This window comes from Vreelandella andesensis (assembly GCF_003989795.1).
Lineage (GTDB): Bacteria > Pseudomonadota > Gammaproteobacteria > Pseudomonadales > Halomonadaceae > Vreelandella > Vreelandella andesensis.
This window is the reverse complement of the sequence record NZ_RZHG01000021.1, coordinates 35,335-60,056: the sequence shown is the minus strand read 5'-3', so window position 1 is coordinate 60,056 and position 24,722 is coordinate 35,335. Positions and strand designations below refer to the sequence as shown.

General features: G+C 53.8%; 25 protein-coding genes. 20 read left to right on the top strand and 5 right to left on the bottom strand.

The window, feature by feature from the left end; all coding sequences use genetic code 11:
* Nucleotides 1–289 precede the first annotated feature (289 nt).
* The 15 genes from ELY33_RS12145 to ELY33_RS12070 all read left to right on the top strand — a co-directional run bounded on the left by ELY33_RS12145 (nt 290) and on the right by ELY33_RS12070 (nt 13,106).
* Nucleotides 290–964, top strand: coding sequence for a GntR family transcriptional regulator (locus ELY33_RS12145; RefSeq protein ID WP_126948177.1), 675 nt, complete (start codon nt 290–292; stop codon nt 962–964).
* A gap of 144 nt (nt 965–1,108) precedes the next feature.
* Nucleotides 1,109–4,774, top strand: a complete 3,666-nt coding sequence (locus tag ELY33_RS12140) for an ATP-binding protein (protein WP_126948176.1) — start codon at nt 1,109–1,111, stop codon at nt 4,772–4,774.
* Nucleotides 4,771–5,400, top strand: a complete 630-nt coding sequence (locus ELY33_RS12135) for a condensin complex protein MksE (protein ID WP_126948175.1) — start codon at nt 4,771–4,773, stop codon at nt 5,398–5,400. Before ELY33_RS12140 ends, ELY33_RS12135 begins: the two co-directional genes overlap by 4 nt.
* Complete coding sequence (locus ELY33_RS12130) at nt 5,397–6,626, top strand: hypothetical protein (RefSeq protein WP_126948174.1); 1,230 nt, start codon at nt 5,397–5,399, stop codon at nt 6,624–6,626. The genes ELY33_RS12135 and ELY33_RS12130 overlap by 4 nt, the downstream gene beginning before the upstream one ends.
* Nucleotides 6,623–7,489: a DUF7281 domain-containing protein gene (locus ELY33_RS12125; RefSeq protein WP_126948173.1), complete on the top strand. Its 867-nt coding sequence runs from the start codon at nt 6,623–6,625 to the stop codon at nt 7,487–7,489. Before ELY33_RS12130 ends, ELY33_RS12125 begins: the two co-directional genes overlap by 4 nt.
* Nucleotides 7,490–7,893: 404 nt before the next feature.
* The gene (locus tag ELY33_RS12120) at nt 7,894–8,268 is read left to right on the top strand and encodes a hypothetical protein (protein ID WP_126948172.1); all 375 of its coding nucleotides are present in this window, start codon (nt 7,894–7,896) and stop codon (nt 8,266–8,268) included.
* Nucleotides 8,269–8,404: 136 nt separating this feature from the next.
* Complete coding sequence (locus ELY33_RS12115; RefSeq protein WP_126948171.1) at nt 8,405–8,782, top strand: cupin domain-containing protein; 378 nt, start codon at nt 8,405–8,407, stop codon at nt 8,780–8,782.
* Between the two features lie 57 nt (nt 8,783–8,839).
* Nucleotides 8,840–8,983, top strand: a complete 144-nt coding sequence (locus ELY33_RS12110; protein ID WP_244208604.1) for a hypothetical protein — start codon at nt 8,840–8,842, stop codon at nt 8,981–8,983.
* A 480-nt stretch (nt 8,984–9,463) separates the two neighbouring features.
* Nucleotides 9,464–9,718, top strand: coding sequence for a type II toxin-antitoxin system Phd/YefM family antitoxin (locus ELY33_RS12100; protein ID WP_126948169.1), 255 nt, complete (start codon nt 9,464–9,466; stop codon nt 9,716–9,718).
* The gene (locus ELY33_RS12095; protein WP_126948168.1) at nt 9,711–9,974 is read left to right on the top strand and encodes a Txe/YoeB family addiction module toxin; all 264 of its coding nucleotides are present in this window, start codon (nt 9,711–9,713) and stop codon (nt 9,972–9,974) included. Before ELY33_RS12100 ends, ELY33_RS12095 begins: the two co-directional genes overlap by 8 nt.
* Nucleotides 9,975–10,048: 74 nt before the next feature.
* On the top strand, nt 10,049–10,447 hold the full coding sequence (locus ELY33_RS12090; protein WP_340148121.1) for a type II toxin-antitoxin system RelE/ParE family toxin: 399 nt from the start codon (nt 10,049–10,051) through the stop codon (nt 10,445–10,447).
* Entirely contained in the window at nt 10,447–10,740 is a 294-nt protein-coding gene (locus ELY33_RS12085; protein WP_126948167.1) for a HigA family addiction module antitoxin, read from the top strand. The genes ELY33_RS12090 and ELY33_RS12085 overlap by 1 nt, the downstream gene beginning before the upstream one ends.
* 118 nt (nt 10,741–10,858) lie before the next feature.
* Complete coding sequence (locus ELY33_RS12080; RefSeq protein ID WP_126948166.1) at nt 10,859–11,821, top strand: ribonuclease Z; 963 nt, start codon at nt 10,859–10,861, stop codon at nt 11,819–11,821.
* A 124-nt stretch (nt 11,822–11,945) separates the two neighbouring features.
* Nucleotides 11,946–12,599 (top strand): DsbA family oxidoreductase, encoded by a 654-nt coding sequence (locus ELY33_RS12075; RefSeq protein ID WP_126948165.1) that lies wholly within the window; start codon nt 11,946–11,948, stop codon nt 12,597–12,599.
* Nucleotides 12,600–12,689: 90 nt separating this feature from the next.
* A complete protein-coding gene (locus ELY33_RS12070; protein ID WP_126948164.1) occupies nt 12,690–13,106 on the top strand; it encodes a lysozyme inhibitor LprI family protein in 417 nt (138 codons plus the stop codon).
* Nucleotides 13,107–13,745: 639 nt separating this feature from the next.
* Here the strand turns inward: ELY33_RS12070 and ELY33_RS12065 are convergent.
* Nucleotides 13,746–14,918 (bottom strand): UbiH/UbiF/VisC/COQ6 family ubiquinone biosynthesis hydroxylase, encoded by a 1,173-nt coding sequence (locus ELY33_RS12065; RefSeq protein ID WP_126948163.1) that lies wholly within the window; start codon nt 14,916–14,918, stop codon nt 13,746–13,748.
* Nucleotides 14,919–15,036: 118 nt separating this feature from the next.
* On the opposite strand from ELY33_RS12065, the gene ELY33_RS12060 reads away from it, so the two are divergent.
* The 5 genes from ELY33_RS12060 to ELY33_RS12040 all read left to right on the top strand — a co-directional run bounded on the left by ELY33_RS12060 (nt 15,037) and on the right by ELY33_RS12040 (nt 19,749).
* Nucleotides 15,037–15,885, top strand: coding sequence for an NAD-dependent protein deacetylase (locus ELY33_RS12060; RefSeq protein ID WP_126948162.1), 849 nt, complete (start codon nt 15,037–15,039; stop codon nt 15,883–15,885).
* 49 nt (nt 15,886–15,934) lie between these two features.
* Nucleotides 15,935–17,398: a protein adenylyltransferase SelO gene (locus tag ELY33_RS12055; RefSeq protein ID WP_126948161.1), complete on the top strand. Its 1,464-nt coding sequence runs from the start codon at nt 15,935–15,937 to the stop codon at nt 17,396–17,398.
* 63 nt (nt 17,399–17,461) lie between these two features.
* On the top strand, nt 17,462–18,508 hold the full coding sequence (gene dinB, locus ELY33_RS12050) for a DNA polymerase IV (RefSeq protein WP_126948160.1): 1,047 nt from the start codon (nt 17,462–17,464) through the stop codon (nt 18,506–18,508).
* A 151-nt stretch (nt 18,509–18,659) separates the two neighbouring features.
* Entirely contained in the window at nt 18,660–19,481 is an 822-nt protein-coding gene (locus tag ELY33_RS12045) for an alpha/beta fold hydrolase (protein ID WP_126948159.1), read from the top strand.
* A gap of 19 nt (nt 19,482–19,500) precedes the next feature.
* On the top strand, nt 19,501–19,749 hold the full coding sequence (locus ELY33_RS12040; RefSeq protein WP_038481590.1) for a YkoF family thiamine/hydroxymethylpyrimidine-binding protein: 249 nt from the start codon (nt 19,501–19,503) through the stop codon (nt 19,747–19,749).
* 78 nt (nt 19,750–19,827) lie between these two features.
* Here the strand turns inward: ELY33_RS12040 and gabT are convergent, their stop codons facing one another.
* The 4 genes from gabT to ELY33_RS12020 all read right to left on the bottom strand — a co-directional run bounded on the left by gabT (nt 19,828) and on the right by ELY33_RS12020 (nt 24,719).
* Nucleotides 19,828–21,102 carry a 4-aminobutyrate--2-oxoglutarate transaminase gene (gabT, locus tag ELY33_RS12035; RefSeq protein ID WP_126948158.1) on the bottom strand — a complete coding sequence of 425 codons (1,275 nt, stop codon included), beginning with the start codon at nt 21,100–21,102 and terminating at the stop codon, nt 19,828–19,830.
* A 155-nt stretch (nt 21,103–21,257) separates the two neighbouring features.
* Nucleotides 21,258–22,061, bottom strand: coding sequence for an EAL domain-containing protein (locus ELY33_RS12030; RefSeq protein WP_126948157.1), 804 nt, complete (start codon nt 22,059–22,061; stop codon nt 21,258–21,260).
* A 238-nt stretch (nt 22,062–22,299) separates the two neighbouring features.
* Nucleotides 22,300–23,514 carry a CaiB/BaiF CoA transferase family protein gene (locus ELY33_RS12025; protein ID WP_126948156.1) on the bottom strand — a complete coding sequence of 405 codons (1,215 nt, stop codon included), beginning with the start codon at nt 23,512–23,514 and terminating at the stop codon, nt 22,300–22,302.
* Nucleotides 23,515–23,540: 26 nt separating this feature from the next.
* Nucleotides 23,541–24,719, bottom strand: a complete 1,179-nt coding sequence (locus ELY33_RS12020; RefSeq protein WP_126948155.1) for an acyl-CoA dehydrogenase — start codon at nt 24,717–24,719, stop codon at nt 23,541–23,543.
* Nucleotides 24,720–24,722: the final 3 nt, after the last annotated feature.

Here is a 24,722-nt window from a genome sequence, read left to right as displayed (position 1 = left end):
GTTATTAGCACGTAATAGATTTACGTTGTCGTTAGGCGAGCAAGGCGTGATACAAAACAGCCCAGTTGTGATTGTTGTTCTAGATTATTGTTGCCGTTCGTTGTTATGAATCGTTGTTATGAATCGTCGTTATGAATCGTCGTTATGAATCGTCGCCGTATTCGTAATGGGCGACCTCTCTGACCATAGCAGTGGTTTGTAATACTGTCGACAGTCGGCAATCAGACGTCGACAGGATGTTTTTTTTTGTCATACTAAAAGTACGGAATACTTAATAAGAGTAGACACTATGGCCCCTTCGACAACGGCCCCCGGCGCGTTTATTCAACAACAAAATCTTGTTGAACAGGTGGCCGACTATTTGACGCAAGCGATTATTCAGCAACACTTTTTGCCAGGTGAGCGGCTTTCAGAAGTACAGCTTTCTCGGGATTTAGGCGTCAGTCGTGCGCCGGTTCGCGAAGCCGCTCGTTTATTGGAAAGTCGCGGGCTTTTAATTTCAAAACCGAGGCGTGGTTTCTTTGTCAGGGCGTTGAATGCCGTTGAATTAGAGGATGTCTTTGATCTTCGGCTATGTTTTGAGCGCCATGCTATCCAGCGATTATCAGAGCGTTATAGCAGCGACGCTGAGTACGCGTTAAGACAGCAGATAGAGATATTGTGCGAAGTGACCGCCAGCAACGATGGGACGCGCCGGATTGAGGAAGACCTGCAGTTTCATCGGCTTATGATTCATTACGCAGGGAACGCGCGGTTACTGCGGGCATTTGATGGTTTAACCCACGAGCTGCGCCTGTGCATTACGCTGATTACCAAAACTCACGAAGCCCCCGATACTATTGCTACCAGCCATTTCAAATTGCTTGATGCACTCGCCAGTGGCGATTCTGCCGCTTGCCGAGAGGCAATTGATTACCATATTGGGGTCGCTCGGGATTTTGTGGTGCGCAGTGTGGGCGAATAAGCGTCAAGAAATAACAAGATGCAATGTCTGACGTTAATGACCCTTGCGGTCGTGTGAATGAATAGTTCACATCTGAACAGATGTCGCCACGGCCGGGGTCTGGCAAGATAGCGGTTTCGGACGTTCGACGATCAAGGACACGGCATGGCGCATTTGCTACGCATCGTAATGATTCACGGCCACCTGTCGGGGGTGGTTGAACTCAATGTGGATGGTCACACCAATATTTGTGGCACCAACGCGTCGGGAAAAACCACGCTACAGCGCTTGGTGCCGGTGTTTTACGGCGAGCTGCCTAACAAGGTGGTGCCGAAAACCCGCATGAAGTTTGATGCGTTCTATTTGCCCACTCGTCAAAGCTATCTCGTTTACGAATACCGTCGAGAAGCGGGCAATATTTGCCAAGTGGTGCTAACGCGCAAGCAAGAAGGCGGCGTTGAATACCGCTTTGTCGGCGCGCCTTATCGGCCAGAAGACTATCTAGTCGAGACCGAACAAGGCCCCTTGGCGCTGGAGTACCCGCAGTGGTCTAGCGGGCTGCGCCGCAACGGAATTCCTGTCTCTTCTAAGCTGGGCGCTACGTCCGAGTTTCGTTCGGTAATCCAAAATGACTTCACCCAACTTCACGGTAATAGCCGCGATGGCCTAAAACTGCGCCAAATCGCAGCGCAATTTAGCCTAGTGAACCCCGAACGGCGTATTCGTCATATCGAAAAGCTGGTGTCTGCGGTGCACGCCAAAGAGGGCAAGATGGACACCCTCAAAACCATGCTGGCGGCCATTTTTGAAGAAGATGGCGTCGAGCTGCCTGTCACTCGTATTCGCAGTGCCAAAGCGCGGGAGTGGATTGCTCAAATGCGCCAGTCTATGCGTTTGGAGCCGCTGCAAGCTGTGTTGACCAAACTAGGTGGCATCGACCGCGAATTGGCCCAGTTAGAAACCACGCTTTGGCAGCTGAAACCACAGCTAAGCGCCGACCACCAGCAGGCGGAGCAGCGCATCGCAGATCTGGAGGGTGAATTAAATCGCCACCAGCGCGAGTTCCAGCAGCGCGAAAGCGAATACACCCAACAGCGGGACGAGCTGAACGACCGCCAAAGTGAAGTGGCGAGCAATTTACAGCACACCCAGCGCCGCTTAACTGACCTGCAAACCCAGTTTGAACACTATTCTGATGCCGATATGACGGGCCTGGAGCGGGATATCAACGCACTGCCCCAGTGGCGCGAACAGCGCGATCAGCTTCAGAAGCACCTGCACGTCATGCAAGAGGCAGTAAAAGAGAGCCAGGCGCGTTTAGATGGCCGATTACGCGAGCTCTCCGAAGCACTTGCCCGCCAAACCCAAGAAAACCAAGAGCTGATTGACGCCCTGGTCGAAGAAAAAGCGCAGCGCCGAGAGCAGCAATGGCAAGCCGAACAGCAGCATAACGAGCGCTACCAGCAACAGCGCCAACGGTTAGAAAGTGAGTATCAAGCGCAGTTAGAGCTAGGCGTTGAGCAGCTTGCCGAATTAAAAGCGCAGCTGGCGATGCCTACCCAAACCAAGCAAGAGGCCCAAGAGGCCGAGCTTGCCCAAGCGCGTTTAGACCAAACACAGCAGCAACGTAGCGCCGCCGCCGCAACGTTGGAAGCGCTGCGCCGCGAGCTTGAAAGCCATAAGCGAGAGCGCGATACCGCGGAGCAACAGCTGGTGCAGTGCCGCCAGCAGCGTGAGCGGGCCGAACAGCACTGCTTTGCGCTTTACCAGCAACGTGACCCTGAGCAGGGCAGCCTGCGCCATTTCTTGCGTTACCACCGCCCCGGCTGGGAGCAGCAGCTCGGCAAAGTGATCGCTCCAGAATTGCTGGAACGCCGAGACCTTGCCCCGCAGCTCGCTGAAGGAGCCAGCGACGACCTATTCGGCCTAGCGCTGGATCTTAGCGCCATTGCGCTGCCAGATTACGCCCAAGACGAAGCCAGCTTGCTGGCAGCAATTGAAGAAGCGGATAGTGTTAAAAAGCGCGCTCAAACGGAATGCGTTGCTGCCGAAAAAGCCCTGAAGCAACACAACGAACGGGTGCAGCAAGCTGATGAGGCCCAAGATCAGGCGCGGATGGGCTATCAGCGTGCCGAACAGGAAGTGGATTATGCCCTTGAGGCTCGCCGCCAGCAGCAAGAGCGCCATACCCAGCACCAGCAAGCACGGCGTGCGGAACATCAGGCGGCGTTGGCTCGCCAGGAGCAGGCTCAGGCCGAACTGCGTGAAGAGAAACGCCAGTCGCTTGCCGAGCTTGCCGAGACGCATCAGGGCCAACTGCTGGAGTTAAAAGCCGACGCCCAAAGCCAGCGGGATAGCCTGGATGGTCAGCTACGCCAGTACAAGCAGCAGCTTAGCGACGCCAACGAAGAACACCAGCGCCAGCGTAGCGAGCTAGAGGCTGCCTTCAGCCAGGAACTTGCCGAGCAGGGCGTAGACCCCGCGCAGCTTCAAGAGACGAAAAAGCGTTTAGAGCAGCAGAGTGAGCGCATTCGTAAGATTGCCGCGCGTCAGGAAGAGCTTACTGAGTACCAACGTTTTATGCGCGTGGAGTGGAGCCAGCACAAGCCTCAGTTGGTGGCCCAGGAAGCCGAGTTTGTTCAGCTTGATCAGCAGTTGAAGCGCGAAAAAGCGCGTCTTAAAAACGACTTCCAGGCCGCACGTGAAACGCACCAAACGGCGGTTAATGCGCTAAAAATTCAGCGCGCAAATGCTTACGGCAGCGTAGAAGCCCTGAAGCCGCTGCTTGGCCAGCTGGAAAGTTTGGACATCGTTGCAGAGGGTACGCCCTTAGCGGACGTTGTGGGTGACATGGAGGAGCGAATTGAGCGAGCGCGCCAAGCGTTAACCAGCCGCCACCAGCAGCTTGAGCAGCTGCGCCGGGGCTGCTTGGACGTAGAAAGCCAACTGATTAAAGATGCCAGCAGCGGCTTTGCCGATGCACTGCAAAGCGAGCGTGAGAAGCTGCCAAACGACAGCCCGCGGCTGGTGTTGCCGCTACTGCGCGACATGCTAAAACTGTTGGAAGATCAACAGCAGCAGTTGATTCAGGAAGGGCGCAATTTAAGTGATGACCTGGATAAATTCTTTATTGTCTTCCGCGACCTAAACCGCCGAATCAGTGCCCAGAGCCGTCGGCTTTCCGATGAAGTTGCAGATGACCTGCGCTTGGAAGGCATCAGCAAAGCGGAAGTGCGCATTCAATCAACCATCGATGAGCTGGGCTTTTGGGAGCCACTGAAGCTGTTTGCCCAGCGCTACAAAGCGTGGCGGGAATCTGGCCAGATGCTGCCTAGCGATGATTACCTAAATGCGCTGGCCGATGTGGTTGACTTGCTGCGCAGCGACCAGCAGTACAGCTTTGAAAGCCTGCTGCGCCTTGAACTGCACCTAAACGAAGGCGGCACTGATCTAGTGATCAAAAACGACCGCCAGTTGTTAGAGTCTTCCAGCCATGGCATGGCCTACCTGATTTTATGTAAGTTTCTGCTGGCGTTTACGCGGTTGCTGCGAGGGGATGCGCAAATCGCCATTCACTGGCCGATTGATGAAATTGGCACGCTGGCCTATCACAACGTCGAAAAGTTGTTCGATGCCTGTGACAGCAACCGTATTCACATTGTCGGGGCGTTCCCCAATCCAGAGTCGGAGGTGCTACTGCTGTTTGCTAATCGCTACCTGATTGAGCGGGATGCCAGCCAGCCTAATCAGCGTGTGCTAAAACGTATTGAACCGCGCCTTAGCCCGCTTGCGCAGCGGATCAAAGCGCGTCAGCAGGAGGTGAGCGCATGATTGAACACGGCCCGCTACTGGAACGCTTGCTGGCTGGCGAGTTTGTCTGCGCCGTCAGTGATGACAACGCCTTTCGCCACTTAGCTAATGAAGAGACCCGCGATGCGATTGACCTTTATCTGCGCCCGCTCAACCGCAGGCTAGCAAGCAATGAGGAAGGCAGTGTCTACTTTTTAGCTTGGCGACAGTTGAACGAAGCCGCTCGGGAGCAGCTGTCGCGCCAGCTGAATGACACGGTTAATAGCCTGTTGCCGCTGCTGGAATGGCTGCAGCTGGTTCAGGAAGCGTTAGGTCGTGACACCTTGGCAGCCCCAGGTGATGTGCTCAAACCCGCCGAGTTCAGCGCTAAGTGTGAAGATAACCAAAGCCTGCGCGAGCGTTTGGAAAAGCTGGCCACGGACAGCTTCTTTGGCTCCCAGAGCGACCAGTTAGATGCCCAGGTAAAGCAGCTATTCAAGCGCTTAAAAGAGCATGGCTACTTACTCCAGCCCCACACCGAGCGTCAGGTATTTGTGGTCACTGGTAAAATTGATTACCTGATTGAGATGGTGCGCTTTATCCGCGATGAGGAAAACTTGCCCATTGACGGCGAGCGGGAAGAGGGTGCCCAGGAGGCGCTGCTGTGAACGAACTGGAAAGCCGCCTTCTGAAAACTGGCGCCGAACGGCTGGCGCTATTGGGCAAACACGCCGAACGGCTGATGCAGGGCTACACCCGTGATGACGTGCCGTTGGACGGCCTCAACGACAGTGCGCTGCGCAAGCTGCTGGCCGCAAGGGTGTTATGGCGCCCCGATGAGCAAAGCGGCGTTAAACTTGCCCCTAAGGTGCGCGAACTGATCGCTGAAATGCTGGCCGATGAAACTCGCCGCCATGTCAATGCCGATGTCGCGGAAACCCTGGAGCTGGTGCGCTCGTTGGTACACAGCTACCGTGAAGCCCGCAGCCGAAGTGAGCACTGGCGACAGGAGCAGCAGCTGCTTCGCCTGCGTCAGGAAGTCGACGACCTGAACGGCCGCTTTGCCGACGCTATTGATAGTCTCTGGCAGCGGCTTAATAGCGACTTCGGCTTTGTTAGCCAGTTGAGCGATAAAATCCGCGAAAATGACCGCGCCCAGAAGCAAATTGTTAGGTTGTTGGATGGCTTGGTGCTGATTGACTTCGACGAGCTGATTGCGTTGGTAGGCAGCGATGGCAGCCTGCGCAAGCTACTGATCAGCCAGCTACAGCAGCGCTTAAGCCACCATTACACCAGCCTGCGGGAAGTGCAGCGGCGGTTGATTGAGCTAATGGCCCGCTTTCGCAAGCAGCAGGCACGCAGCCGCCTGATCAGCGGCATGGTCGCGTTTATGCGTGAGCACCCAGGCTTTGTGCCCGGCAATTACGCCAAACGCAGCGACGTTCCCGCCTTGTTCAACCACGCCGCGCCGCTTAATGCCGCTGCTGCACCAGCGCTAGATCGCGCGCTGGAAAACCGCGTGCTGGCGGAGCTGCTGCATAAATTGCCCACCCCACGCCATGCAGCGCAAACCGTTGAGTCGGCGGTGGCTGCGCTCACGCCGGAAGATAACCTTGCCGCTGCGCGCCAGCAGGCGCTTAAGCAGGATGTCGAACGCTTTTACCTCGCGGTATTAGATCAGCCTCCCGCCGAGCCGATCAGCGCGCTCGCTTATCTGTATGACAGCCACCTTGAATGGCCTGATGAAATTTGGCTGTTTCAGGTTATCTCCGAATACCAAGGCTTGCCGCGTAGCGAGCAGCAGGCGTTTCGCCTACACCAAGAGGAATCACCGGCTAGCTCATTTAACGATCTGCGCTTAATTCATGACGTTGCACTGGCGGTGGCAGTATGACGTTATCAGGCCGCGCCCGGACCGGGCTTAACGGGGTCGTTCGTGAGCTTAACCGTCAGCCGGTGGTAGAAAAATCCCGTGGCAAGTGGGTGGACGACGTAGTGGCGTGGTGCCACCAGCAGGATATTGATCTAACCATGCGGATTTCCAACCAAGCGCTGCGCTTTGACGCCACGCTCATAGCGCAAATCAACAGCATGTTAGAAGCTGACCGTTTGGCACCGCTGGGGCGCTCATTAAGTGGCTTAAGCAGTGCCGCCCAAGCAGCAGAAGGCGTTGAGGAAGATAAAAGCAGCCGCGAAGGCCCACGCGCCAAGCGGGTGTTAATCAGCTTGCCCCCACAGCCCTCGGCATGGCTTGCGCCAGAGCCGCGCAGCATTCGCGATGTGGATGTCAGCGGTTTGAAGCTGGCGGTGTTTGGGGCGCTTGTTCAAGTGGAAAACCTGGACAGCTTCTATGTGTTTTCACCCGAGATAGCAGCGCTTAGCGGCTACGCCCACCCGCTGGTAGTTTACCGTGGCGACAGCCACTACGGCGGCGGTTTCGCCCAACTGACAAACGCCTGGCGCAAAACCAATCGGCCACACCTCTACGCCGGCGACTTCGACGCCAAAGGCGTGACCCTAGCCCTAGACAGCGGCGCCACGCACCTGCTGCTACCCAGCATCGAATGGCTCACCCAGCACGTCACGCCGCTGCACATGCCCGCCGAACAGCTCCCGTTCCAACGCCGCCTACGCCAACTGTACGTTACGTTACCCAACCACCACCCACTGCGCCCGTACTTAGCCCTGCTGGAAAAACAGCGCGGGCTAAAGCAACAGTGGTTTGGTGGGGAGTTGGTGTCTATCGCTCTTAGTTAAAAACTGCCTTAGGGCTGCCACTCAACTCCGCTATTTCAAGTTTTCCCTTAATTAACCGCTAACAGGCTCAACCACACACGACGTTTGGACAGTTTTCCAAAATTGGCTTTGCCCTAAAGGAAAGCAGCGGGGTAGATTCAGTTGAGGTGACTGCATCAACCGTTTGCGACGCTAAGCGGTCATCTGCCAGCGCATATTCACAGATGCTGTTAGGCAGCAAGGCGCGTTTTTCTAACGAGAATTCCGAGAAAGAAGTAGCATTTACTCTTTTTTTTATCAGTAAGTTAGGTGAATTTTGGCAAGGTGGGGTTGCCAGAAAAACGCGCATGCGCACTAATCAACTGTTAGGCAAGGTTAGGTCTTGCCGTTAGTTTCCGCGATATTCCAATTAATAGGAGATTCTTTTGAATAAGGTTGTATATGTGAGTTCATACTTCAAGCCTGTTGGTAAAGCCGTAAAGGTCAAAGTACCAACTGGCGAGAAGAAAAAAGGGCTATTAGGCGGTGAAAAGGATGTCACACGAACAGAAGAAAAGTGGGAGCAAACTGGCTGGTCTAATTGCGAGATTGATGGTGAGAGGTTGGCTGACGATATTGCAAAGGCAGTTAAGTTGCTAAATTCAGAAGGTTATGAAGTTGTGAGCATATCTGAGGCTTTGTCTGGTGCATATAATTACCTCTACGCGACTACAGGCGGCCAGACAAATGCGGGTTACGGCTATGGCTACGGCTATAGTTATACGGAAGGGGTGACAATTGTTGCCAAAAAGATGGCCTAACAAGGTCGGTCACGGCGGCGCCTACTACATCTTGCACCACCTCCATTCCGTAGCCGCGCATGCTGGCGGCGTTAGAACGTCCAGCCGTCGTCGCGGTTCGAGTACGTTTTCGATCAGTTTTAAATGAGGTGTGAACATGAAAGCAGAAACGGAATCACGGATTTATTCGGTGGATGAATATGTCCGTCCGTCTGACGGCGAACCGATTCGTTCGGTTGTTCTGGAAACCAACGACTCTGTCGCTGTTGTTTGGTACGCCCACCCTGGGCAGGAAATAGCTGCCCATGTCCATCCTCACGGTCAAGATACTTGGACGGTTATCTCAGGTGAAGCCGAGTATTATCAAGGTGACGGCGTAGCCACGCATCTTAAAGCTGGAGATATTGCCATAGCAAAACTTGGGCAAGTACATGGTGCAATGAACTCTGGCCCAGAACCTTTTATATTTGTCTCAATGGTTGCGCCGGGCAATGCCGGTTTTGCGTTGGCTGAAAAAATAGGCAGCCACATATGAGTGCCAAGTTACTACGTTTTAATAATCGCCAGCAGGTTACACCGGAGCAAAGGCTGGGTGATCAACCAGGCATTGTCGGAATACATAGAAAAGCAGCAGCCTGAGCAAGAGCGCCGGAAACAAACGTTAGAGGCAATGGAGTCTGCTGCCCAAGGCAAGGTTGTTGATGCCAGCGAAGTTCACCGCTGGCTTAATAGCTGATGAGCCGAAAACGAGCAGGATGCACCGAGGTCAGGTAAGTGAAACTGGTTTTCACGGACGAAGCCATTGATGATTTGAAACGCCTCTGAGAGTTCATTGCGAAGCACAACTCGTCGGCGGCGGCCAGGATTGCCTCTGAGCTTGTTGGCAACATCGAATTACTTCCAGGCTTCCCCAGTGTGGGCGCATCGGTTGAAATGGCACCGGTGCCTGACTTTGTTCGAGATATGGTTTTCGGAAAATGCGTCGTTCGATATTCAGTCCATGCCAGTGCCATCATTGTTCCTCCGGGTGTGGCATGGTCTTGGAGGTGAACGGTAGTAGTTTAACTGCGGCACTCGGATGCCCTAGTATCTGCTTTGCTGCGTAAAAAACACCGGTGTGCTCTGCGTTAGCTGCCATGATTAACGTGTTCGCTATATTGTACATGTTAAGGTCTAAGGCTATACTTGTTCTGTAAGAAGTAAATGTGGAGGCTCTATGAAAATTGTGTCTTTTACAGAAGCAAGAAATAGTTTGAAAGCGGTATTAGATTCCGTTGTTAATGACGCAGATACAGCGGTGATTACTCGCCGTGATTCGGAAGATGCTGTTGTTATGTCGCTAGACTACTACAACAGTCTGATGGAAACGGTGCACTTACTGCGCTCACCGGCGAATGCTGAGCACTTGAATCGCTCAATTGAACAATTCAAAGCAGGTAAGGTAACCCACAGAGACTTGATTGATGAGTAGTCGTTTACTGTCATGGACTGACGAATCCTGGAGCGATTACCTGTATTGGCAAACCCAGGACAAAAAAACGCTGAAACGAATAAACAAGCTTATAAACGACGTTAGACGCTCACCCTTTGATGGTATTGGTAAACCAGAGCCGTTAAAGGAAAACTTGGCTGGTTTTTGGTCGCGACGTATAGATGATACGAATCGATTAGTCTACGCAGTTGATGATAATGCCATTACGATCATTTCATGTCGTTATCACTATTAGATTCAGCGCTTCCACAGGGCAGCTAACAAGTCATTGCGCCGAGAAAATAACTCGCTGGCGCTCGTCATTTTTCGGTGATTAAAACGTTAGCGCTCCACCAAATCCCGAAAGGGTACGTTGTTGGCTCGGGCTCGGGTAACGCAAACAATATAAACCTTGTTGTTGCGTGGTGCGCAGCACGCTATGATGTGCTTATAATTAAATCATTCCGCCACAAGGGACTCAAGCGGTTCTACGCTAGTGGCAGCACCGCTGGTATACAGGCGGATCATGCCAAGAAATTGCGTATGCAGCTTGCCGCTCTTGACACGGCCGTGTCAGTAGAAGGTATGGATATCCCCGGTTTTAGGCTCCACCCATTGAAGGGGAGAGACAAAGCGCGGTGGTCAATTTGGATCAACGGAAATTGGCGCATGACGTTCGAATTTCGAGATGGCAATGCGTATATTCTTGATTATGAGGATTATCACTAATGACGATGCATAATCCGCCGCATCCTGGCGAATTTATTCGGGAAGTGTACCTAGAACCTTTTGGTATCAGCTCCCGTCAGCTTGCTTCCAGCTTGGGTGTTTCACCTTCCACCTTGTCACGGTTGCTTAAGGGGGATAGTGGCATTAGCCCTGAAATGTCTTTGCGCTTGTCGAAGGTTCTCGGACGTGCCCCGGAGAGCTGGCTGGCCATGCAGGATATGTATGACCTATGGATGGCTCGCAGCACAATTAATTTGGACGACCTGCAGCCATTGGATTTTGAGGCCGCTTAACGATGGCTACGGCTGTCGTTGGCATCCTGCCGTAAAGAAACTGAACAACCCAACTTATTGGAAATCTGTATGCCGCCAGCCTAGGTTCAGATTTCTAAAGAGAAAGCACGGACGCGATATGAACCTACTCTTTCTAGGTACCTCCGCCGGTGTGCCCACGAAAACAAGAAACGTCTCCGGTATCGCTTTGCGAGAGAGCAAGGGGAGGAGCTGGTACCTGATCGATTGTGGTGAAGGCACCCAGCATCAGGTGTTGCATACCAGGCTGTCGTTCCATTCGTTGAAAGCTATTTTGATTACCCACGTGCACGGCGACCATTGCTATGGGCTGCCGGGCATACTGGCGAGTGCGGCCATGGGTGGCCGAAAAGCGCCGCTGACTATTGTGGCGCCCGCAGGTATCAAAACTTGGTTGGAGGCCACCTGTGAGGTGACGCAGCTCAGCTTACCTTTCGCCTTAGAGTTTATCGCCTCGGACGACCTGCCAAGCGTTGAGTTTGAGAACATCGCGGTTGAGACATTCAGCCTTTCACATAGGGTGGCGTCTTACGCCTATGCGTTCACGGAGCGCAAGGTTGATGCTGCCCTAGACATGGATAAGTTAGCGCAGAAGGGCATTCCGAGAGGGCCGTTGTGGGGGCAGTTGAAGCAAGGGTTTGATATTGAGTTCGCGGGCGAACAGTTAAAAAGCCATGACTACTTAATCTTTAAAAACACGCCCAGGAAAATAGTGATTGCTGGGGATAACGACCAGCCTGACTTGTTGATCGAGGCGTGCGCGGGGGCGCAAGCCCTGGTGCATGAAGCCACTTACAGCGAAGAGATGGCCCATAAAGCCGGTGATGTGGGGCATAGCTACGGCAAGCTTGTTGCTGATTTTGCCGAAAAAGCACAGCTGCCGAATTTGGTGCTGACGCACTTTAGCCCTCGTTATCAACGTAACCCCCATGCGTCGCCATCCATTGAGAACATCCGCGAAGAAGCCCAACGTGTTTATTCAGGCTCGGTGTTCTTGGCGCGAGATTTTGGCGAATACACCCTGGAAAAATCGGGCCACTTTTCTGAGGTGGTGGGCGAGTAGTGTTTTCTGTGCATGGTCGTCGCTGACCTGTTGCTGGGCTGGTTACGTTTATGTGTTTCGTGTTACAAGCCAGTGCTCGGTGCTGTTTGAGCCCCGATGATCGAACCCAGCAAGGAGAACCATCATGCAAAAGTTGAGAATCGACCTAGTGTCAGATGTAGCATGCCCGTGGTGCGCGATTGGCTACCGGCGCTTAGAACAAGCGCTAGAAACCCTTGATGGTGAGATCGACGTTGAACTCTTTTGGCAGCCTTTTGAACTCAACCGGGATATGCCGCCTGAGGGCGAGCCAATTCTAGAGCACTTGTGCCGCAAGTACGGAAAAGACGCAGCCAGCATGGAGCAGTCCCAGCGCGAGATTATGGCCGCCGCCGAAGCGCTTGGGCTGAATTTCAGCGGTGCCCTGGAACGCCGGGCGAACAATACGTTCGATGCCCACCGCGTGCTGGCGTGGGCTGGAACACAGAACCGAGAGACGGCGCTGCAGTTGGCATTGTTCGAGGCCTACTTTGGTGAGGCGAAAAACCCCGCCGACCCAGAGGTTCTGCGCGAGAAGGCCATCGAGGTTGGGCTTGACGGCGACGCCGCCGAGGCCATCGCCCGGTCGGATCAGTATGCGGACGACGTTCGAGCGGCAGAGCAGAAATTCGTGGAGGCTGGTGTCAATGCCGTGCCAGCCTTCATTCTCGACGGTCGCTACCTGATCTCTGGCGCCCAGCCTGCTGACGTACTTGTGGATGCGCTTCGTCAGGTGGCTGAGGAAAACGCTAGCCGCTAACATTCTAGAAGCTCCGCCTGAAATGAGGGCGGTATTGGCGGTACAACTGGCATTGGGTAGCACTGAACTTTATAGGTTTGAGGCAAACGAATGCGAACAATAATCGTGGTGTTGGCAAGTCTTACCTCTGCGGTAATGGCGATGGCAGAAGATAAGCCACTCAACTGTGATAATGCGATGACCACACTCGATATTAATCAGTGTGCCGCGATGCAGTTGGCGTCAGCGCAAGCGGAGCTGAGCCAGTATGTGAAGGCAAGTGTAACGCATCATGCTGATGACCCTGAGCTGGTGACCGCTATCGAAGCATCGCAGCAAGCTTGGCAGGCCTACGTCAACGCCCATTGTGATGCTGTGTATACGCAGTGGCGTGATGGATCTATTCGGGGAGTGATGGCGTTGACCTGCGAAACCGAGCTGACTCAGCAGCGAACCCATACCGTTTGGGAAACTTTTTTAACCTATATGGACAGTACGCCGCCGGTATTGCCAGAGCCAAACCTGTAACTTAACGCATCTTTAAGGGCGCTATGCCCTAAAACAGACAAGAAGAGACCTGCGAATGTTCAACAGACGCAGGCCCCGGTGTAAATCTCTAAAGAAAACAGGTGTTATCGACGTTCTAGCGTAAGCCAAGAAAGGAAAGAATCGCTACAACGATAACGATTGCACCGACGATATAGATGATATTGTTCATTAGTAAAACTCCTTTTCATAAATCTGAAATTGCGGGCGAACCACCAGACGCGTGGCGCGCGAGATAACGTTATGTGGGGCTAATCCTTTTCCTCATTTTGACGATAGGTTATTGGCTTTCTATAGTCTGTTCGCTAGGGCACAGTGTTGCGAAAATAAAGGCCAATGAGATAGGCATAACCAATCGCTGTTGCCGGGCAATATTTGTAACGCCGAGCGCTTCTGTCCCAACCCCAGCAATCTGTTACCACCGGTGCGGTTGAGCACAGTGAATAAGCTTCTACGGCGGCGATCGGATATATTGCTAATGGCAATGTATAGGAGGCCGATAGGGTAGATTTTGCATCGCTGTTGGTCGTTGCTTGAGTACCATACGCCTTCCTTAAGTGAGGGATTATTATGATTATTGTTGGCAACGATTATGCTGCCACCCTCTTTGCGTAGTCGGCTTTAGCGCATTTTAAACGGGTTTAGCCCGTTAGCCTGCTGCATCATCATGCGTTTGGCGAGCGGTACGCGTTCAGCAAGGTGCAGGCTGAGATCGCCCAGTTGGCGTAGTGGCTTGGAACCGGTAAACAGGTGGTGGAAGCTGTCGGTAGCGGCGATCATCGCTTGGTTGGCCAAGCGGCGTTGGCACTCAAACTTGTGCAGGCTGATGTAGTCACCGGGGTCGCGGCCATTAATGATCAGCTCCGCGAGGGTATCGGCGTCGTGCAGGCCGATGTTTAACCCCTGGCCTGCTAACGGATGCACCACGTGAGCGGCGTCGCCAATCAATGCCAAGCGCTTGCCGATATAGCGTTTGGCGTGCTGGCGTTTAATGGGAAAGCTCGCCCGGGCCACCACGCGAGTTAGCTTGCCCAGCCGCTCGGGAAAGGCGGTTTCAATGGCCATTTTTAGGGCGTCGTTGGATAGCTGCTCACGTGCTTTGGTGGCTTCGTCGCTGTCGTACCACACCAGCGATGCGCGCTGGCCTGATAGTGGCAGCATGGCAATCGGGCCGGTGGGGGTGAAATACTGCCAACTGATATCCTGTTGGGGCAGCTCAGTTTCCACGTTAATAATCATCGCCCGCTGATGATAGTCGTGGCTACTGACGCCAATGCCAGCGAGTTCTCTTAGTGTCGAATGTGCGCCATCCGCACCAACAATCAAGCGGGCGCTTAAGGTTTTGCCGTTATCTAGCTCCAGCATGCGGCCGGTGCTGGCTGCCATGGTGCTAAGCGGTGCGCACTGGGTGTAGCAAGTAACGCTGGGGAGGTTTTCTAAACGCTGCCACAACGCATATTGCAGGGTGCGGTTTTCGATGAAGATGCCGAAGTCGTCCATGCCGCTGTCGTGGGCAGAAAACAGCGAGTGGCCGGAGCCATCCTGGTTGGCGACATCAATATGGCGAAACGGACAGCAGCGATCTTCCGGTAGCACGGTGCCGCTGGCTTCTACAAACGCCAACGAGCGAGCATTAAGCGAGGAGATGCGTAGGTCATAATCGCCGCTAGGTGGGGTGGGGGCGCTGCCGCGCTCTACCAATCCCACCGATATATCCGCATCACCTAAACGGGCCGCTAGCGCAGCGCCCACCATGCCGCCGCCAACAATGACAATATCGTGATCCCACTGCATGAGACACTCCTTACGTTGAATAACGAGGGCATCATATTGCATGACCCTTTATTGTCATACAGTATCGTTTACTTGTCGCAGTGTTGCATAGGGTGATCCATTGACGCAGGCCGTGGAAATGACAAATAGCATCGCCCAGGCGGGTGAAGCGCTGGCGGGGTTTATTGAACGCCATCCTAAGCTGTGGGTGCTTACCGGCGCGGGGGTTAGCACCGACAGCGGCATTCCTGATTACCGCGATGCAGATGGGCAGTGGAAACGACCACCGCCGGTACAGCATGGTGATTTTATGGCATCACTTGCCGTGCGCCAGCGCTATTGGGCGCGAGCGCTGATTGGCTTTAAGGCCCTGCGTGAAGCCCAAGTGAGCGGCGCGCACCGTGCCCTAGCAGCGCTGGAAGCCATGGGCTATGTGGAGCTGCTGGTAACCCAGAATGTGGATCGTCTGCATCAGCGGGCAGGCTCCCGCAAGGTAATTGATCTGCACGGACGCGCAGACATGGTGGGGTGCATGTCATGCGGCTATCAACTCATGCGCCACGCTATGCACAGTGAAATGGCCAGCATGAACCCCCACTTTGCAGCGCTAGATGCCGGCCATGCGCCCGACGGTGACGCGGATCTAGAAACCGACTTTTCGATGTTTAAGATCTTGGACTGCCCACGCTGCAAAGGCATTTTAAAGCCTCAGGTGGTGTATTACGGCGATGTGGTGCCGTCAGCGCGACGTTTGGCCGCCCAAGTGGGATTGGAAAATGCGGATGCTGTTCTGGCTGTAGGCACTTCGCTGATGGTGTATTCAGGCTACCGCTTTTGCCGCGATGCCCACGCCATGGGCTTGCCGGTTGCCTCGCTGTCGCTCGGTGTCACCCGCGCCGATGCGCTATTAACCCACCAGTGGCGTGCACCGTTAACTCCTGTGCTAGAGCAAGCTGTCAGCTGTTTACAGCGGCGTTTACTTGACTAAAGTGCTAGGGTATTAGGCAGCTATATTGCCACCAACCGAGGAGTCGCCCGTGCTGACCTTTGAACACCTGTTTGCCACGTTGCCAGAACCTCTATGGGTTGCCTGTCAACCCACGCCCGTGGCGCAGCCCAGCCTGATCGTGTTTAACGACGCGCTTGCAGTGCAGTTAGGCATGCAAACGCGGCCTGATGATGCCACGCTTGCCCAATGGTTTAGTGGCAACCAACTGCCACCAGACGCAGAGCCACGGGCGCTTGGTTACGCTGGGCATCAGTTTGGTCACTTTGTTCCGCAGTTAGGCGATGGCCGTGCGTTGCTGTTGGGAGAAGTTATCGACCAGCAGGGTGTGCGACGTGACGTGCAACTTAAAGGCAGCGGCCGTACGCCGTTTTCACGTGGTGGCGATGGTCGTTCGCCGCTCGGCCCGGTGTTGCGAGAGTATTTGGTGAGTGAATTTATGGCAGCGGTGGGCGTGCCTACGACCCGTGCGTTAGCAGCGGTTTCGACCGGCGAGCGGGTTAATCGGCAGTTACCTGAGCCGGGGGCAATACTTGCCCGTGTTGCGAGCAGTCATATTCGTGTGGGCACGTTTCAGTTTGCGGCGGTTCGCCGAGATGAATCTGCGTTGAAAGCGTTAGCTGATCATGTGATTGAGCGCCACTATCCCGAGGCGGCCAAGGCCGAAGACCCTTATCTTGCGCTATTAGAAGCCGTTACGGCCCGCCAAGCGGCGCTGGTAGCGCGGTGGATGAGCCTTGGGTTTATTCATGGCGTGATGAATACCGACAACTGCAGTATTGCCGGGGAAACGATTGATTATGGCCCTTGTGCCTTTATGGAGCAGTTTGACCCGCAAAAAGCCTACAGTTCGGTCGATGAAGGTAAGCGCTATGCGTTTGAAAACCAGCCCACTATTGCCCAATGGAACCTAGCCCGCTTTGCCGAAACATTGCTGCCGCTGATGCGCGAAGAAGGTGATACCGTGGTAGCGCAGGCCACCGAGATCATTCGCCGCTTTGAGCCACTGTTTGATGCCGAGCAGCGCCGCCTACAGGCGGATAAGCTCGGCCTTGTAGCAGACAGCGACCAAGCCGCAGCGCTAATGACGGCGCTGGAAAGCCAGATGCACCAAGGCCGCATGGATATGACGGCCACCTTTGATGCGCTGACACATTATGCGCACACCTTAAATGAGCCGCATAAAGAAGCACTGCTAAGGCTGACGACCCAGCCCAATGAACTGGCGGCATGGCTAGAGAAATGGCAAGCAGTACAGGTGGCCAACCAAGACGGTGAGCGCTTAGCTGCCATGCGGCGTGCTAATCCAGTGATCATTCCCCGCAATCACCGTATTCAGGACGTTATCGATGCGGCTTACAAGGGCGATTTTGGCCCCTTCCATACGCTGCTTGGGGTGGTCACCCGGCCTTTCGATGAATCCGTAGAAGCCCGCCGCCTTGCCGCCCCTGCAACGGAAAACGAACAAGTGCTGAGAACATTTTGCGGTACGTAGTCTCGGTTTCTCCTGTGTTAAACTGTGATTATTTACAGGTAAGGGCGGAGGCAAGGGCAATCTGTGCGCAAAATTATTCATTGCGACTGTGACTGCTTCTACGCAGCGGTTGAAATGCGCGACAACCCAGCGCTTAACGATCTGCCTATTGCGATAGGTGGCAGCGTTGAGCAGCGCGGGGTTGTTGCTACCTGTAACTACCCCGCCCGCGAATTTGGTATTCACTCGGCCATGCCCATGGCGCAAGCACTTAAACGCTGCCCGCATTTAACCGTGATCCGTGGCGATATGGCCAAATACAAAGCGGTGGCGCGCCAAGTGTTCGCGATCTATCGCGATGTAACCGAGTTGATTGAACCGCTCTCGCTAGATGAAGCCTTTTTAGACGTTACCGATGTCACTCTGTGCAATGGCAGCGCCACTCGCATGGCCGAAGCAATTCGCCAGCGGGTTAAGCTTGAAGTAGGCATTACCGTTTCGGCAGGTGTTGCACCGAATAAGTTTCTCGCCAAAATTGCCAGCGACTGGCGCAAGCCCGATGGTCTGTTTGTGATCACACCGAACGCTATCGATAGCTTTGTGCAGCAATTGCCGGTCAAGAAAATTCACGGCGTAGGGCCGCGCACGGCTGAAAAACTCGCGGGGCTGGGGATCCAAACCGGCGCGGATTTGCGCGCTCGTCCGCTCACCGAGCTTGTAGAACAGTTTGGCCGTTTCGGGCATCGTCTGTTCGAACTCAGCCACGGGCGCGACGAGCGACCAGTGAAAACCCACCGTGAGCGGAAATCGATTAGCACCGAGCAAACCTATTCGCAAGATTTGCCGACGTTGGAAGCCTGCCGGCTTCAGCTCCCTGAACTGATCAACGATTTAGAGCGGCGCTATGCACGGCTTGACCCACCGCCCGCCGTGCGTGGCGTCATGATCAAGGTCAAATTCAACGACTTTACCCAAACCACCGTGGAACACGCCGACCCCGCGCTGGATCTTGCACAGTTCGAAACTTTGCTCAACGTCGGCTGGGCAAGAGGCGAAAGGCCCGTGCGGTTATTAGGCGTTGGCTACCGTCTGGCAGAAGAAACCACTGTTCAGCAACTGACGCTTTTCTAATTAACCTGTTAATACTTATGTCGATTGACGCTCATTCATAGGCGCGTTAAAACAGACGTATGATAGCCTGTTGGTTTTTTAAATTGTGCGGTGGTGAGTTCCCACGCTGCTTCCCTGTTTTATTCTTGTCTTATTACCCTGCGAGACCGCCATGTCTGCCCATGTCACCCAGCGCCCTCGTTTAGTGTTTGCCCATGCGAATGGCTTTCCTGGCTTAAGTTACCGCACGCTGCTGGAACCATTGGCAGCGTCGTTTGACCTTCACCCGCTGGATCGACTGGGTCATCACCCGGATTACCCGGTGAACCATAATTGGGGCAATTTAGTTGATGAATTGCTGAGTTACCTGCCGGATACGGATGCGCCCTTGCTAGGCGTTGGCCACTCGTTGGGCGGCACCTTGATGGCCATGGCAGCCGATAAACAGCCTGAGCGCTTCTGCGGCGTAATTATGCTTGATCCGCCGTTAATGCTGGGGCCAGATGCCTGGGCGATGAAAGCCGCCAAGCGGTTTGGCTTTATTGATCGCATCACGCCTGCCGGTAAAACCCAAGGGCGGCGCAGTGTGTGGCCTAGTCGAGAAGCAATGGCGAACTCACTGCGCCGTCGTGGGTTATTTCGCCGCTTTACCCCAGCGGCGTTAAACGACTACATTGAAGCAGGCACGCGCTTGTTGGATGACGGTAGCGCTGAGTTAACTTTTGATCCGCGTGTGGAAGTTGAGATTTTTCGCCATTTGCCGGATCACCTGTCAGGATTGCCACGCCGGGTCGGTGTGCCGATTCAACTGGTGGCAGGGCAGGAGTCGCACTTGCTGACTTCCGCGCGGATTAAGCGGCTTCAACGCCATGGGTTAGCCATTAGCGAGGTTCCTGGTACCCATATGTTCCCTATGGAGCATCCAGATGAAACGCGAGCGGCTATATTGGCAGCGTGGCAGCGTTTTGAGCAGGGTGCCAGCAAGCGCGCATAACGCGCATTAAGGAGGCAGCATGTATCTTTCCGTACAGCTAAGTTATTACCCGCTGGCCGATGATTTTAAGCCAGTGGTGAAAGAAGTGGTAAAACGTTTGGAAGCTACAGGGTTAGAAGTGCACCCTAATCGAATGAGTACCCAGGTGTTTGGGGAGTTCGATGCAGTGATGGCAGCCTTGAGTGATGTGATGAAATGGTCATTCGAGACCCACGGAAAAGCGGTCTTTACGGCGAACTTCCTTGAAGGCGACCGGCGTCCGCGTTAACAAAAACGCCGCCCGATTGGGCGGCGTTGATTTTGGCGCTATCAGTTAGTGCTTCAACCAATCATTTAAACCAGTCATTCAAACCAGCGATTCCAGGCACGATTCAATAATATCCAGCCCTTCGTTGAGTACGCTGTCTTCAATCGTGACGGGCATCAAGAAGCGAATCGTGTTGCCGTACATGCCGCAGGAGAGCAGGATCAGCCCTTCTTCACGGGCTTTCTTACATAGCGCCGCAGCAAGCTCTGGATTCGGCGTGCGATCCGTTTTATTAGAGACCAGCTCAAATGCTGCCATAGCGCCCATATTGCGGACATGGTCAATGCAGTCGAACTTGTTTTGCCACTCGCCAAAACGGGCCGCTAGCTTTTCACCTAGCGCCTGGCTTTTCTCGAGAATGTTTTCTTCTTCGAACACTTCCATCACGGCCAGTGCAGCGGCACAGGCGGTGGGGCTACCGGTATAGGTGCCGCCCAAAGAGTTAGGGCCAGAGGCATCCATCACCTTGTCGGTGCCGACAATCGCAGAGATGGGCATGCCGTCGGCCATACTCTTAGCCATCGTCATGATGTCTGGCTCAACGCCGCTGTGCTCAATGGCGAACATTTTGCCAGTACGGCCAAAACCGGACTGCACTTCGTCGATGATCATCAGCATGCCGTGTTCATCGCAAATTTCACGGATCTTTTCTAGGAAGCTCTTAGACGCAGGATAGAAACCCCCTTCGCCGAGCACCGGCTCTAAGACAATAGCGGCGGTGTCTTTTGGGTTGGCGTCGGTTTTCAGGGTCATTTTCAGACCACGAATGGCTTCGTCTTCGCTAACGCCGTGGTAGGGCACTGGGTAAGGGGCGCGGAATACGGTACCTGGCATTGGACCGAAGTCGGTTTGATACGGGGCAACTTTGCCGTTCATGGCCATGGTGTAGAACGTTCGGCCATGATAGCCGCCGTCAAAACAAACCACGTTAGAACGACCGGTGGCAGCACGTGCAATTTTAACTGCGTTTTCAAGCGCTTCTGCACCAGAATTGGCCAGCATTACTTTTGCATGGCCGCGTACCGGTACTAAGTGGCTAAGCTTTTCAGCAACTTTTACATAGCCTTCATAAGGCATCACTGTCTGGCACGTGTGCATAACCTTATCAAGCTGGGCTTTTACAGCCGCAACCACTTTCGGGTGGCGATGCCCTACGTTCAAAACGCCAATGCCGCCCGCGAAGTCGATAAAGCGGTTTCCGTCGGCGTCCCAGATCTCAGAATTTTCAGCACGATCCGCGAAAGCGGTGGCGGGGCTTGCGGCGCCCGCTGCGACGTATTTTTGCTTTAGTTCATTTAATTCAGCGTTGCTCATGGCTCAACTCCTTTGGATGTTGGGTATTTCTTGTACAAGATGTTCAGTGTTGCTGCTCATATGACATAGTCAGTCTTCATTGTTTCAGGATAGTCATTGAGACAATAAAAATGTGTAATAAGAAAAGATAATAGGTAAGTGATAACCAAGTTGGATCAGTAGCTCGTTGCTTCTAAGCCTACACACACCTCTTCTCTTAAGTCTAATAATAGAGGAGTGAGGTCTGGGCTTAAGCAATTGATAGCAGGCTTGGCAAAGAAAAACCCCTGCTGACGAGTAATGCCTGCATGGGCAAGCCATAACGCTTCTGCGCGGGTTTCAACACCTTCTGCGATCAATGCGGTGTTTAGCGCTTTCGCGAGCGAAATAATCGCATTAAGCAGGGCCTGACGTCGCGGTTCTTGATCGCAGTTCATTACCAGTTCGCGGTCAATCTTTAGTATGTCTGGGGTGAGGTCAGTAAGAAGGTCCAGGTTGGCATAGCCGTTGCCAAAGTCATCAAGCGCCGTTTTGAAGCCCATTTCACGGTAGGCTTCAATAATGTTGCGAAGATGCTGGCGGTCACGGACGCGTTCGGTTTCGGTAATTTCAAAAATTAGCCGATCCATTGGCCAACCAACACGCTGAGAAACCTCAAGTGTTGCTTGGATACAGGCTTCTGGTTCGTAAACAGCATTGGGCAAAAAATTGATCGATAAATCAGTTTGCATGTCCAGTTCGCTTGCCATTTCAATTGCCTTAACCCGGCAGGCTTGATCGAAACGATAAAGCAGATCGTCGGTCACCTTGGAAAGAACACTCCAGGCGGACTCACCATTAATACCCCGAACGAGCGCTTCATGGGTTACCACGCGCGCCAATGACACGTCCACAATGGGCTGGAAAGCCATCGTAAAATCAAAAGGGAGATCTCCCTCGCATCGTTTACAGCTTCCGTCTACCCTTGCGCAGTAACCCATGAAATCCCCCCTTTAGCAGTGTGCCTAGTCGCCCATCGGCCAATCGTTCGTGACAGCCGCGGATCAATTTAAAACTTTTTTACTATTTAATCATAGATTGGGGGAGTTTAGTTGCTTGTTAACTTTTCGTATAGGTCTTGTATAGAAATTATGGAGCGCCAAGTCGAACAAAAAAACGCCCAAGCGGGCGCTGAGATGCATCTTCTAGCAGCTACAAAAAAATGATTAATGACGAGCGTTAAATAATGCCTGCTTGTTGCAGAGCACGACGCTGTTCGCTGGTAATGCCAAGCTCGTCGAGCACCTGTTGAGTGTGTTCACCCAGCGAGGGAGGTGCTGTTTGGGCGCTGATAGACTCGCCGTTGATACGGATAGGATTAGCCACTAAGTCGACGTGACCTGCTTGGCGGTGGGGAAGCGTCTGCTTCAAACCGCGGGCTTTGACATGGGGGTCATCAAAGACGCGATCCAAGGTGTTTATTGGCCCGCTGGGCACACCCACGGCTTCAAAGGCTGCTAGCCATTCATCAGTTTTTTGTGTCAATAATACGGCTTCTAACAGAGGGGTCAGCACGTTACGGTGCTGCACGCGTGCACGGTTGGTTGTGAACCGCGGGTCTAGCGGCAGACTTGGCTGATCAACCACTTGGCAGAAACGCTTAAACTGCTCGTCATTGCCAACGGCAACAATCATGTGGCCATCTGCCGTGGCAAATGCTTGGTAGGGCACGATGTTGGGGTGTGCATTCCCGAGTCGCTGGGGTACTTGGCCGGAGGTTAAGTAGTTGAGCGCTTGGTTCGCTAGTACGCCCACCTGTACGTCCATCAGCGACATATCAATATGACATCCAATACCGCTGTCGCGTCGCTGGTAAAGCGCCGCCAGCACCGCATTGGCCGCATACAATCCAGTGAAAATATCGGTAAAGGCAACGCCGCTTTTGACGGGCCCACCGCCGGGCTCATTATCAGGCTTGCCGGTCAGGCTCATAATGCCGCCCATGGCCTGGATCATGAAATCGTAGCCTGCTCGGTGGGCGTAAGGGCTTTCCTGGCCAAATCCGGTGATTGAGCAGTAGATAAGCCGAGGGTTCAGTGCATTGAGGCTTTCGTAGTCCAAGCCAAATTTTTTCAAACCACCTACTTTGAAGTTTTCCAATAGAACGTCTGATGTGGCGACAAGCTGCTTAATTAATGCTTGGCCTTCAGGTTTTGCCATATCCACCGTGACCGAGCGCTTGCCTCGGTTGGCACACAGATAATAGGCCGACTCTGCACTGCCAGAGAGCCATGGAGGCCCCCAGTGGCGCGTGTCATCGCCACTGATGGGGCGCTCTATCTTGATCACATCAGCCCCCATGTCTGCGAGCATTTGCCCGCACCATGGGCCTGCCAGTACGCGTGAAATATCGAGTACTTTGATGCCTGCTAGTGGCTTGGCTGCTGTGCTCATTGGCTGATTCTCTTGTCGCTCGCCGTTTAGAAAAATGACTGAATGCCGGTTTGGGCGCGGCCTAGGATCAAGGCGTGTACATCGTGAGTACCTTCGTAGGTGTTTACCGATTCCAAGTTCACCATATGGCGAATAACACCGTATTCATCGGAAACGCCGTTGCCACCGTGCATATCCCGGGCAACGCGGGCGATATCCAGCGCTTTACCACAGTTATTGCGTTTGATCAGCGAGATCATTTCAGGGGCCCAGTTACCGCTGTCCATTAGACGACCCACCTGGAGGGCGGCTTGCAGGCCCAGCGTGATTTCGGTCTGCATATCGGCCAGCTTTTTCTGGATCAACTGATTAGCTGCTAGCGGGCGGCCAAACTGTTTACGGTCCAGGGTGTACTGGCGGGCGGCATGCCAACAGAACTCAGCAGTGCCTATGACGCCCCAGGCAATGCCGTAGCGTGCTTTATTCAGGCAACCAAAGGGACCTTTCAAGCCGCTAACGTTGGGCAGTAGGTTTTCTTCTGGAATAAACGCATTGTCTAATACGATTTCGCCAGTGATGGAGGCACGAAGGGATACTTTGCCTTCAATTTTGGGTGTGCTGAAACCTTCGGTGCCGCGTTCAACAATAAATCCTTTGATTTGATTATCGTGGGCGGCGGATTTTGCCCAAACCACCGCAATATCGGCAATCGGACTGTTAGTGATCCACATCTTGGCACCGGTTAAGCGGTAGCCGCCGTCAACCTTTTCTGCACGTGTGATCATTGAGCCAGGGTCAGATCCATGGTCTGGTTCAGTTAGGCCAAAGCAGCCGACCATTTCGCCACTGGCCAGTTTGGGCAAGTACTTGTGCTTCTGTTCTTCAGAGCCGAAGGCTTCGATGGGGTACATCACCAGCGATGACTGGACGCTCATCGCTGAACGGTAGCCTGAATCGACGCGCTCTACTTCGCGGGCAATGAGCCCGTAAGCCACGTGGTTCACGCCAGCACCGCCGTACTCTGGTGAAACGGTCGCGCCTAGCAGGCCAAGCTCGCCCATCTCAGTCATGATTTCACGATCGAAGCGTTCTTCACGAAAAGCACTCAGTACGCGTGGCTGCAAGTTTTCCTGGCAGTAGTCGTGGGCTGCATCGCGAATCTGGCGCTCTTCATCGGTGAGCTGGTGTTCAAGCAGCAGCGGGTCATCCCAGTTAAAACGGGTCATGGT

Bases quoted from the DNA above. Each gene is read 5' to 3' on its own strand.
- ELY33_RS12075 (WP_126948165.1), top strand. From the start codon at position 11,946: ATGCAAAAGTTGAGAATCGACCTAGTGTCAGATGTAGCATGCCCGTGG.
- ELY33_RS12115 (WP_126948171.1), top strand. From the start codon at position 8,405: ATGAAAGCAGAAACGGAATCACGGATTTATTCGGTGGATGAATATGTC.
- ELY33_RS12125 (WP_126948173.1), top strand. From the start codon at position 6,623: ATGACGTTATCAGGCCGCGCCCGGACCGGGCTTAACGGGGTCGTTCGT.
- ELY33_RS12140 (WP_126948176.1), top strand. From the start codon at position 1,109: ATGGCGCATTTGCTACGCATCGTAATGATTCACGGCCACCTGTCGGGG.
- gabT (WP_126948158.1), bottom strand. From the start codon at position 21,102: ATGAGCAACGCTGAATTAAATGAACTAAAGCAAAAATACGTCGCAGCG.
- ELY33_RS12070 (WP_126948164.1), top strand. From the start codon at position 12,690: ATGCGAACAATAATCGTGGTGTTGGCAAGTCTTACCTCTGCGGTAATG.
- ELY33_RS12045 (WP_126948159.1), top strand. From the start codon at position 18,660: ATGTCTGCCCATGTCACCCAGCGCCCTCGTTTAGTGTTTGCCCATGCG.
- ELY33_RS12085 (WP_126948167.1), top strand. From the start codon at position 10,447: ATGACGATGCATAATCCGCCGCATCCTGGCGAATTTATTCGGGAAGTG.
- ELY33_RS12060 (WP_126948162.1), top strand. From the start codon at position 15,037: ATGACAAATAGCATCGCCCAGGCGGGTGAAGCGCTGGCGGGGTTTATT.
- ELY33_RS12065 (WP_126948163.1), bottom strand. From the start codon at position 14,918: ATGCAGTGGGATCACGATATTGTCATTGTTGGCGGCGGCATGGTGGGC.
- ELY33_RS12020 (WP_126948155.1), bottom strand. From the start codon at position 24,719: ATGACCCGTTTTAACTGGGATGACCCGCTGCTGCTTGAACACCAGCTC.
- ELY33_RS12040 (WP_038481590.1), top strand. From the start codon at position 19,501: ATGTATCTTTCCGTACAGCTAAGTTATTACCCGCTGGCCGATGATTTT.
- ELY33_RS12095 (WP_126948168.1), top strand. From the start codon at position 9,711: ATGAGTAGTCGTTTACTGTCATGGACTGACGAATCCTGGAGCGATTAC.
- ELY33_RS12100 (WP_126948169.1), top strand. From the start codon at position 9,464: ATGAAAATTGTGTCTTTTACAGAAGCAAGAAATAGTTTGAAAGCGGTA.
- ELY33_RS12145 (WP_126948177.1), top strand. From the start codon at position 290: ATGGCCCCTTCGACAACGGCCCCCGGCGCGTTTATTCAACAACAAAAT.
- ELY33_RS12135 (WP_126948175.1), top strand. From the start codon at position 4,771: ATGATTGAACACGGCCCGCTACTGGAACGCTTGCTGGCTGGCGAGTTT.
- ELY33_RS12030 (WP_126948157.1), bottom strand. From the start codon at position 22,061: ATGGGTTACTGCGCAAGGGTAGACGGAAGCTGTAAACGATGCGAGGGA.
- ELY33_RS12025 (WP_126948156.1), bottom strand. From the start codon at position 23,514: ATGAGCACAGCAGCCAAGCCACTAGCAGGCATCAAAGTACTCGATATT.
- ELY33_RS12080 (WP_126948166.1), top strand. From the start codon at position 10,859: ATGAACCTACTCTTTCTAGGTACCTCCGCCGGTGTGCCCACGAAAACA.